The organism is Clostridium sp. C8 (assembly GCF_001010885.1).
Taxonomy (GTDB): domain Bacteria; phylum Bacillota; class Clostridia; order Clostridiales; family Clostridiaceae; genus Clostridium; species Clostridium sartagoforme.
The window spans coordinates 301,964-311,043 of sequence record NZ_LBMX01000082.1 but is presented as its reverse complement, the minus strand read 5'-3'; the positions used below and the strand labels follow the sequence as shown (position 1 = coordinate 311,043).

Here is a 9,080-nt window from a genome sequence, read left to right as displayed (position 1 = left end):
ATACTTTGTCAGCAGTCTGAATTATAAATATTATAATATTTATAATATCAATAATTATTTTATCAGTAGCATATTACTTAGTTATTAAGGCTGGATTAAATCCAGAAGATAGTAAGTTTGTTTTTTCTTTGATATTAGGAATAATAGGAACATTGCTATTTTTTATAAGTTTAGGTGGCTTTAGCATTTATATAGTTCAAAAAAATAAGAAGATCTATTTTAAAAAGCTTAATATATTTGTGTTAAGACAAATAAGCAGTAAGATTAATACTAATTTTGTATCTATGACAGTAATTTCATTAATGTTATTTTTAACTATAACAACACTTTCAACGGGTCTTAGTTTTAAGAATGCTTTAGAAAATAGTTTGAAAGATTCAACACCATTTTCGGCATCAGCATTTATGTATTTGGATGAAAAATCTAATTCAAAGAATATAGAAGAAAATCTTAATAAATTAAATTTTAAATTTAATGAAGATGAAAGATATGTAATATATACAGAATATAATTCAAAGGAGAAATTAGAGGATATTCTTAAGGATTATATGAAGAAATCAGAAGATGTAAGAACCTTTGGAGACAATAAAATTGAATTTATAAAGCTATCAGAATATAATAATATTTTAAATCTTAGAGGTGAAAAAGAAGTATATTTAAACAAAGATGAAGTTTTAATTTCTTCAATGTTTGTAGATAAAATTAAAGAAATCAATAAGTTTATTAAAAATGAAAAAACTATAACTTTAAGTAATAAAGAGTATAAAATAGCAAATTCAGAATTAATAGTAGAATCTTTTTATACTGACCAAGTATCAGGAAATATGTTTACTGTTATAGTTCCAGATGATTTTAGCGGAGAATTAATCCCTTCAAGGTCAATTTTAAATGTTAATTATCCAGAAGATAAGTATGAAGAAAAATATGTTGACTTATTTATGGATTTTATGAGTGAAAATTATACAAGCGACGATTATACTGATTTCATATTAGGTTATACAAGAAATCAAATTTATACTGGCAATAGAAGTATGACAACCATAATATTATTTATAACAATATATTTGGGCATAGTATTTTTAATTTCTAGTGCTGCAATACTATCACTACAGCAATTATCAGAGGCTGCAGATAGTAAGGAAAGATATAGTTCACTTAAGCGAATTGGAGCATCTAAAAAGATGATAAATAAAACTATATTTAAACAAACTTTAATATACTTTATGATTCCTCTTATTTTAGCCATAGTACATTCAATAGTAGGAATTAGAGTTATAAATGATTTTATAATATTATTTAACAAGCCAAGCATAGGGGCATCATCATTTGTTACTTTATTTACCTTAGTATCAGTTTATGCAGGATATTTTTATGCGACATACACTGGATGCAAAAATATAGTTAAATAGGAAAAATAGCAGCCTAACAAGGTTGCTATTTTTTGATATTGTATAGTATATAAATTATAGGAGGAAATAATTTAAGATTATATTATAAATAGTAAGTTTTGGTATATAATAAATATATTAATAAATTATGTAATAATAAAATTTATTATAGAGGTGAAAAATGTATAAGATTGTTATAGTTGAAGATTCAGAGTTCATAAGAGTGGAGCTTAAGACATATTTGGAACGATATGGATATGAAGTTGAAGCACCAGATTCATTTGAAAATATAATTGAATATATTAATAAAAGTAATGCAAATTTAATTTTACTTGATATAAATCTTCCTCTTTATGATGGGTATTATATATGTAGAGAAGTAAGAAAAAAATCAGATGTTCCTATAATAGTAGTTACAAGTAGAGATAGTCAAGTTGATGAGCTTATGAGTATGAATTTGGGGGCAGATGACTTTATTACAAAGCCATATAATACTGAAATACTAATTGCTAGAGTGTCTGCAATATTAAAGAGAAGTTATGGTAAAAATAGTAATGAAGAAATAATGAATTATGGGGATTTAAAATTAAATCTTGCAAATGGAAGTATATCATATAACTCTAATAATATAGAATTAACAAAAAATGAACTTAGGATTTTAGCATATTTAATAAAAAATAGAGGTAAAATTGTTTCAAGGGATACATTAATGGATGCATTATGGCAATCAGACTTATTTTTGGATGATAATACCCTATCAGTAAATGTAACTAGATTAAGAAAGAAGATTGAAGAAATAGGATTAAGTAATATTATAGAAACTAGAAGAGGATTAGGATATATAATGCCATGAATATATTAGAATATATTAAAGATAGAAAAGTTAGAATAATAATAAATATTTTCTTATTTATTATTGTAGCAATTACATTAATTGTTGCGGGTGTAAATAACTGGTTTGTTGTACTAATATTTTCAACATGGATATTACCGTTATTTATAAATATTTTTGCTGAATATTTTAAGCAAAACAGCTTTTATAAAAATATGATTTCTGTATTAGAAAATTTAGATAAAAAGTACTTACTCCCAGAAGTAATTGAAGAGCCTGAATTTTTAGAGGGAAAAATAGTTTATGATGCTTTAAAAGAAACAAATAAAAATATGAACGAGAATGTTAAATACTATAAGGAAAAGCAAGCAGAATATAGAGAATACATAGAAACTTGGGTTCATGAAATAAAAACTCCAATTGCTTCAACTAAATTAATATTAGAAAATGGAGAAAGTGAAAATTCATCTAAAATATCTTATCAGATAAAAAAGATAGAAGGATATATAGAACAAGTACTATACTATTCAAAAAGCGAAGATATAAGTAAGGATTATATTATAAAAGAATTTAATTTATCAGAAGCTGTTAAAATAGCAATAAAAAATAACTCTAAGGATTTTATAAATAAAAAAATAGCTTTGAAGCTTAATGAAATAGATATAATGATTTTTAGTGATATAAAATGGGTAAGTTTTATTATAAATCAAATTATAGGAAATTCAATAAAATATACACAAAAGGGAAAAGGAGAAATAAGAATATATACTAAGGCTAATGTAAATAGTAATTCTTTAATAATACAAGATAATGGAATTGGAATAAATAAAAGGGATATAAATAGAGTATTTGAAAAAGGATTTACAGGAGAAAATGGCAGGATATTTGGTAAGTCAACTGGTATAGGCTTATATTTATGCAAAAGCTTGTGTGAAAAATTAGGATTAGGTATTAAATTAGAATCACAGAGTAATGTAGGAACGCAAGTTGAAATAGTATTTCCAATAGGTAAGTTCACGTTATTTAATTAGTTATTTTAACAAAGGACAAGTAAAACTTGTCCTTTGTAATTATAGCTATTTCTTTTTAAATAAGCTTACCCCAGCTATAGTAAGCATTGATGCAAAGCTCAATAATATTGAAGAATTTTTTCCTCCTGTAGTAGGAAGTTTATTACCATTATTATTTTTTTCTTCAACAGGATTTTTAGTAGAATTTTCTTTTAATTCTTTTATTTTGGCCTCAGCTTTTATAAGCTTGTCTAAGTTAGTTATTGCTGAATCATTATTTGCAATAGTAACTAAATTTCTTGCAGCTTTAATAACATCTTCATCCTTTAAAGTTAAAGTTTCTAAAGTTGGAAGCTTGTCTATTGCAGAAATAGCAGCATTTTCCTTTAATATTTGTTCTTGCTTAATTTTTTCTATCTTAAGCTCTTCTATTTTATTTTCAGCAGAAATTAATACATTTAAATTAGTAACATATAAATCATTGTTTAAAGCTTTAACCAATGATCTAGCAGCAGTAACAATTGATTCATCATCTAATGTGAGTTTATCTAAAGATGGAATTTTATTAATTGCTTCTATAACAGGAAGCGCAGCAGCTTCATTATCTAAGGTTTCTTTATTAAATATTTTAGCGTCATTTTCTACAGAAGCATTATCTATTACTGTAACTGCATAAGTATAAGTTTTAGTAGAATCTATATTAGTATCAATAAACTCTCTACCAGATTTTACTCCGAAACGAGCAACTAAATTCCTAGGATTGGTTATATCAACTGTATCTAAATTTCCTTCTTGTCTGTAAATACAATAAAATTTACTATCACTATTACTATCATCCCAGCTTAGCTTAATTGTATTATCTTTAATTTCATATTTTGCGTTAGTAACAGGAAGAGTTTCTATTTTATCAAGCCAAGGCTTTCCAGGAACATTGGCAGGTAAGTTTAAATAGCTAGTTTGTAAAATTTTATTAGCATGATTTAATATATCAAATTTATCACCAGAAGTTACAACAGTCTTAGGTAGAAGTTTATCAAAAGAAAAGAAAGCACTTCCTTTAACGTTTTCAAATTTTTGATTAAATCTTAATTGATTAGCTATTTCATATGGATTTTTAAAATTATTATCCCAAGACGCATCTATATATTTATAATTAGGGTGTCCAATGTAAAGATGAGAATTGCTAACTCCTTTAAATTGATCATCCCACCATTTAAGTAATTCACCATATGGGGCAGCAGCAGTATTAAAAGCCCAATAAATCTGAGGCGTTAAATAGTCAACTAATCCTTCTTTTACCCATTTTCTTGTGTTAGCAAATTGATCTCTTAGACTTGATGTGGATCCAACTGGTGTATTAGAACCCTCAGAATAATTTTCTGCATGTCCCCATATTCCAAATGGCGAAATACCAAATTGTATAGATCTATTTTCATTCATATTGATAGTAGTAACTTTATTTTTTACTGCATTAATTAAAAGATCTATATTATTTTCTCTCCACTTAGCAGCATTTTCAACAGTGTATTCCCCAAATCCCCTATTATAATCTAGGAAAGTTTGCTTATCTAAATCTTGTGCATAGAAAAAGATATCTTTACCATTATCAGTATACTTATATGGATAAAAATAATCATCAAAATGAATTGCATCAACATCATATTTTGTTGCAACTTCCTCTATTCTTGAAACAACATAGTCAATAACTTCTGGTTTACCTGGATCTAAAAATAGCTTATTTTGAAATTCATAAACTAAAGCAGGGTTATTTCTAGCAACGTTATTTTCTGCAAGTTCGTTTAACTTTTCAGTAATAGATCTTTTATCAACATTGTTTGTGACTCTATATGGGTTAAACCAAGCATGGAATTCCATACCTCTTTTATGAGTTTCAGATATTAACCACTCTAATGGGTCAAATCCATTAAAAACAGGATCCTTGCCTTAGAATGTATAACTACTTCCACCCTTATGAAGATATTGATACCATGGAGCAATATCTGATGGATACTAAGCATCAAGCATAGGACTTACTTGAAAAGTAACAGCATTTAAATTCAATTCTTCAAATTTATTTAGAATTGAAGAAAGTTCAGTTTTAAATTCTTCTTCAGCAGATAAATTTGGATCACTTGTAACATCAGAAATATCAATATTTACCACAGTGGATAACCAGGCAGTTCTAAATTGCTCTTTTGGATTAACAAACTCATCTGGAATAGTTACTTGAGATCCATTTTTATAAAGTTATACTGGAGTGCTTTCATCGTACTCTACTTCTCCAGTGGCAAAGTTATAAGTTTTAAAATTAAATAAAGGTGACTCATTGTTCATTGCAAATGAGTTTTGCCAAGTGAAGGCTTGGCTTGAAATACTAGCTAGTAAAAATAAAGTCAAAGTTTTTTTCTTTATCATAATAATCTCCTAAATAATGAATAATAATACTTTTATATAAAAGTTTACAAGTTAATAATATTGCAACGCAAAAGAATTTATATTTCAATATTATTTAGAAAAAATGAAATTAATTTTCAAATATCTTTTAAGAGTTAACTTCAAAGTATTAATAGAATGATATAGTGACTATAATAAGACATACAGGGGCAATAATTATTTATGAGCATAAAATATAATAGAAGAATTTTAGGAGTTGAAAAAATGATAGATTATAAGGGTATTTATTATAATGATATAAACAATGACAACTCTTTAAAAGTACAAGAAAGATACAATAAAGAAATTAATAATATCAATTCATTAGAGATAAAAGCATCATGTAATGAGTTTTATTTAGAACAAGATATACAATTAATAGCATTAAAAGAATCTATATTTGGAATAAAAGAAATAAGAGATGTTAATTGGAAAATTGACTATTTAGGAAAAGATATAACATTAATAAATAATAAAATTAAAATTAGTAAAAATTTAAAAGAAAAAAAATCAATTAAAGTGACGTGTTTAGATAAAATAACAGGTGAAGAAGCATGTAGAGAGTTCCCAATAATTCTAAAAGAAGTAAAAGATACATTAATACATTTTATAAAAAGTGATGGTGATTATTGCGGTAACGGATATAAATGGGATCTCTGGAGTTTTTCAAATTATGGGAAGTCCTATGCGATAGAATTAGAAGAAAAAAATGATTTTGGAAGATGTGCCTTTGTTAAAGAAGAAAATATAATTGCAAGAAGAAGAGCTTGGGGAGACAACTGGGGAAATGATTGGTCAGAGCAAACAGCAACCTTTGAAATACCTGAATCAATTAAAAATTGTTATATTATTTATGGTGAAAACAAACTTATAACAAATTTAGAAGATGTGATTGAATATATAAAGCCTAAAATAGATATAGCACTAATGGATAATAATGATAATATAACAGCTTTTTTATCCAAAGCTCCAATAGATGGAACAAAATTTTATATTTATATAAATGGAATTAAGAAAGAAAATTGTAAATATATAATTGATAAATTATCAAAAAAAATAGAGTTTATGGATTTAAATTTAGATATAAATCCAAGTGATTTAATTGAAATAAGAGCGAATAACACCTTTCTTCCATGCAAGGTTACAATGAGAAGATACTTAGATAAATATTATTATCATGAAAATGATATGGGAATTGTATATGATGAAAAAAAAATTCACCTAAGAATCTGGGCTCCAACAGCTTTCAAAATAAATTTGTGTCTATATGAAAATTGGTATGATACTAATGAAAATACGAAAATTTCATACGAAATGAAAAAAGATAATAAAAGTGGGACTTATTATGTAAATATAGATAGGAAAAGTAGTGAATATAAATTTTATTTATATGAAATTTATTTTAAAGATATAGATAGAAAAGGAAAAGAATATATAAAAATAAATTATGCAGTAGATCCATATGCAGTATCGGTAGGAATAAATGGAGAAAAAGGATTTTTAATAGATATAAACAATGTTAAATCAATGCCTCTAGGATGGGTGTTTGATAAAAGACCACAGCTTTTAAGAAAGGAAGATTCTATAATATATGAAATTCATGTAAGAGATTTTACTATAAGTGATGATAGTGGAATAGATAAAAAAATAAGAGGAAAATATTTAGGATTAGCTAAAGAAGGAACAACTTATAAAGATAAAAATAGAAAAGTTATTATAAAAACAGGAGTTGATCATTTAAAAGAACTTGGGATAACCCATGTACATTTGTTGCCAATATTTGATTTTGGATCTGTTGATGAGAGAAAATCTAATAAAAATGGAAATAGAAATTGGGGGTATGATCCTAAAAATTATAATGCTCCAGAAGGAAGTTATTCAAGCGATGCATATAATCCAATTTCAAGAATAATAGAGCTTAGAGAAATGATAAAGGTACTTCATAAAAATGGAATAAGAGTAATTATGGATGTAGTTTACAATCATATGCAAGAAACTAGAGGGTTAGATAATATAGTTCCATCTTACTATTTTAGAACTGATTATAGAGGAAGATTTACAAATGGATCAGGGTGTGGTAATGAAATAGCAACTGAGAGACCTATGGTAAGAAAGTTTATAATTGATTCTATAAGACATTGGCTCAAGAATTACCATATAGATGGATTAAGGTTTGATCTTATGGAATTAATTGATATAGATACAATTAAAGAAGTAATAAAAGTAAGTAAAGAAATCGATGATAATATATTAATTTATGGTGAACCATGGAAAGGAGGAAATTCACCTCTTACAAATGGAGCACATAAAGGTAGTCAAAGAGGGGAAGATTTTTCTGTTTTTAATGATATATTTAGAGACTTTATAAGAGGAAATAATAGCCCTTCTAATGGATTTGTTAATGGAAACTCACATGATGGAGCTACTGCTTGGAGCATAATAGAGGGCTTAAAAGGATCAATAAATACGCTGACACTTAATCCAAGAGAAAGTATAAATTATGTAGATGCTCATGACAATTATACCCTTTGGGATCAAATAGAAAAAAGTTTAACACAAAATATAAAAGCTGAGGATTATAGAAAAATAACAGAAGAAAATATTTTAGACAATAATTTAGTGAGAAGAAATATACTAGCCTTATCAATAATATTGACAGCTCAAGGAATCCCATTTATTCAAGGAGGAGTAGAGTTATTAAGAACCAAAAATGGTGATCATAACAGCTATAAGAGTCCAGACAATATAAACGCTATATTTTGGAGGGATAAAGCAAAATATATTAGTGTATTTAATTATATAAAAGGGCTTATAGATATTAGAAAAAAGTTTAATTCTTTTAAATTAAGTACAAGAGAAGAAATAAACAATATTGAAATCTCATTTTTAAACGGAGACGAAAATGCTGGAGTAATAAAGTGGCACTTTAAAAATTTTAATAGTATAGAAAAAGACATAAATGATTTAATAGTCGTGTACAATGGAACTTCAATAGATAATTATGATATAAAGCAATATATACCAAATTTCCAAAATGAAGATTGGAGCATAATTGCTGATTCTAATAAGGCAGGTATAGACGTATTAAAGAAAGTTAAAACATCAGAAATTCCTAGATTAAAATCATATTCAATTATGATTTTATACTCATAAGAGTTAAATTGCGAAGCAATTTATATAGTTCACAGCGCACAATTCACAGTTCACAGTTTTTGGAATAAAGTAACAGGTAACAGGTTATGATATAAATTGCAAAGCAATTTATAAATGAAAGAATGAAAAAATTTAGGTTATTTTGCTGCACAAAACTAACTACTGTCCCTAAGCTTACCTTGAAGTAGATGTTTCTTAATTTTTAATTATAGTTTACATCTAGTACTTGTTACCTGATACCTGTTCCTTGTTACCTAAAAAAAT

Annotated in this window: 7 protein-coding genes and 1 pseudogene; 4 read left to right on the top strand and 4 right to left on the bottom strand. The window is 26.2% G+C overall.

Annotated features, from left to right (window positions below; translation table 11 throughout):
• Positions 1-128 precede the first annotated feature (128 nt).
• The 3 genes from AAT22_RS12940 to AAT22_RS12930 all read left to right on the top strand — a co-directional run bounded on the left by AAT22_RS12940 (position 129) and on the right by AAT22_RS12930 (position 3,251).
• On the top strand, positions 129-1,409 hold the full coding sequence (locus tag AAT22_RS12940; RefSeq protein ID WP_207642013.1) for an ABC transporter permease: 1,281 nt from the start codon (positions 129-131) through the stop codon (positions 1,407-1,409).
• A gap of 160 nt (positions 1,410-1,569) precedes the next feature.
• A complete protein-coding gene (locus AAT22_RS12935; protein WP_047001513.1) occupies positions 1,570-2,241 on the top strand; it encodes a response regulator transcription factor in 672 nt (223 codons plus the stop codon).
• On the top strand, positions 2,238-3,251 hold the full coding sequence (locus tag AAT22_RS12930) for a sensor histidine kinase (protein ID WP_047001512.1): 1,014 nt from the start codon (positions 2,238-2,240) through the stop codon (positions 3,249-3,251). The genes AAT22_RS12935 and AAT22_RS12930 overlap by 4 nt, the downstream gene beginning before the upstream one ends.
• A 45-nt stretch (positions 3,252-3,296) precedes the next feature.
• On the opposite strand, the gene AAT22_RS19560 is transcribed toward AAT22_RS12930, so the two are convergent.
• The 4 genes and pseudogenes from AAT22_RS19560 to AAT22_RS19145 all read right to left on the bottom strand — a co-directional run bounded on the left by AAT22_RS19560 (position 3,297) and on the right by AAT22_RS19145 (position 5,645).
• The gene (locus tag AAT22_RS19560; RefSeq protein ID WP_278279858.1) at positions 3,297-3,731 is read right to left on the bottom strand and encodes an LPXTG cell wall anchor domain-containing protein; all 435 of its coding nucleotides are present in this window, start codon (positions 3,729-3,731) and stop codon (positions 3,297-3,299) included.
• 651 nt (positions 3,732-4,382) lie between these two features.
• Positions 4,383-5,144 (bottom strand): annotated as a pseudogene (locus AAT22_RS19555) (family 10 glycosylhydrolase); the annotation flags it as partial.
• Positions 5,145-5,240: 96 nt separating this feature from the next.
• Entirely contained in the window at positions 5,241-5,393 is a 153-nt protein-coding gene (locus tag AAT22_RS19150) for a hypothetical protein (protein ID WP_156174328.1), read from the bottom strand.
• An 84-nt stretch (positions 5,394-5,477) separates the two neighbouring features.
• Positions 5,478-5,645 (bottom strand): hypothetical protein, encoded by a 168-nt coding sequence (locus AAT22_RS19145; RefSeq protein ID WP_156174327.1) that lies wholly within the window; start codon positions 5,643-5,645, stop codon positions 5,478-5,480.
• Positions 5,646-5,888: 243 nt separating this feature from the next.
• On the opposite strand from AAT22_RS19145, the gene pulA reads away from it, so the two are divergent.
• Positions 5,889-8,816, top strand: coding sequence for a type I pullulanase (gene pulA, locus AAT22_RS12920; protein ID WP_047001534.1), 2,928 nt, complete (start codon positions 5,889-5,891; stop codon positions 8,814-8,816).
• Positions 8,817-9,080: the final 264 nt, after the last annotated feature.

Excerpts from the sequence above, each read along its gene's own strand:
- AAT22_RS12935 (WP_047001513.1), top strand. The coding sequence starts at position 1,570 with ATGTATAAGATTGTTATAGTTGAAGATTCAGAGTTCATAAGAGTGGAG.
- AAT22_RS12930 (WP_047001512.1), top strand. The coding sequence starts at position 2,238 with ATGAATATATTAGAATATATTAAAGATAGAAAAGTTAGAATAATAATA.
- AAT22_RS19145 (WP_156174327.1), bottom strand. The coding sequence starts at position 5,645 with ATGATAAAGAAAAAAACTTTGACTTTATTTTTACTAGCTAGTATTTCA.
- pulA (WP_047001534.1), top strand. The coding sequence starts at position 5,889 with ATGATAGATTATAAGGGTATTTATTATAATGATATAAACAATGACAAC.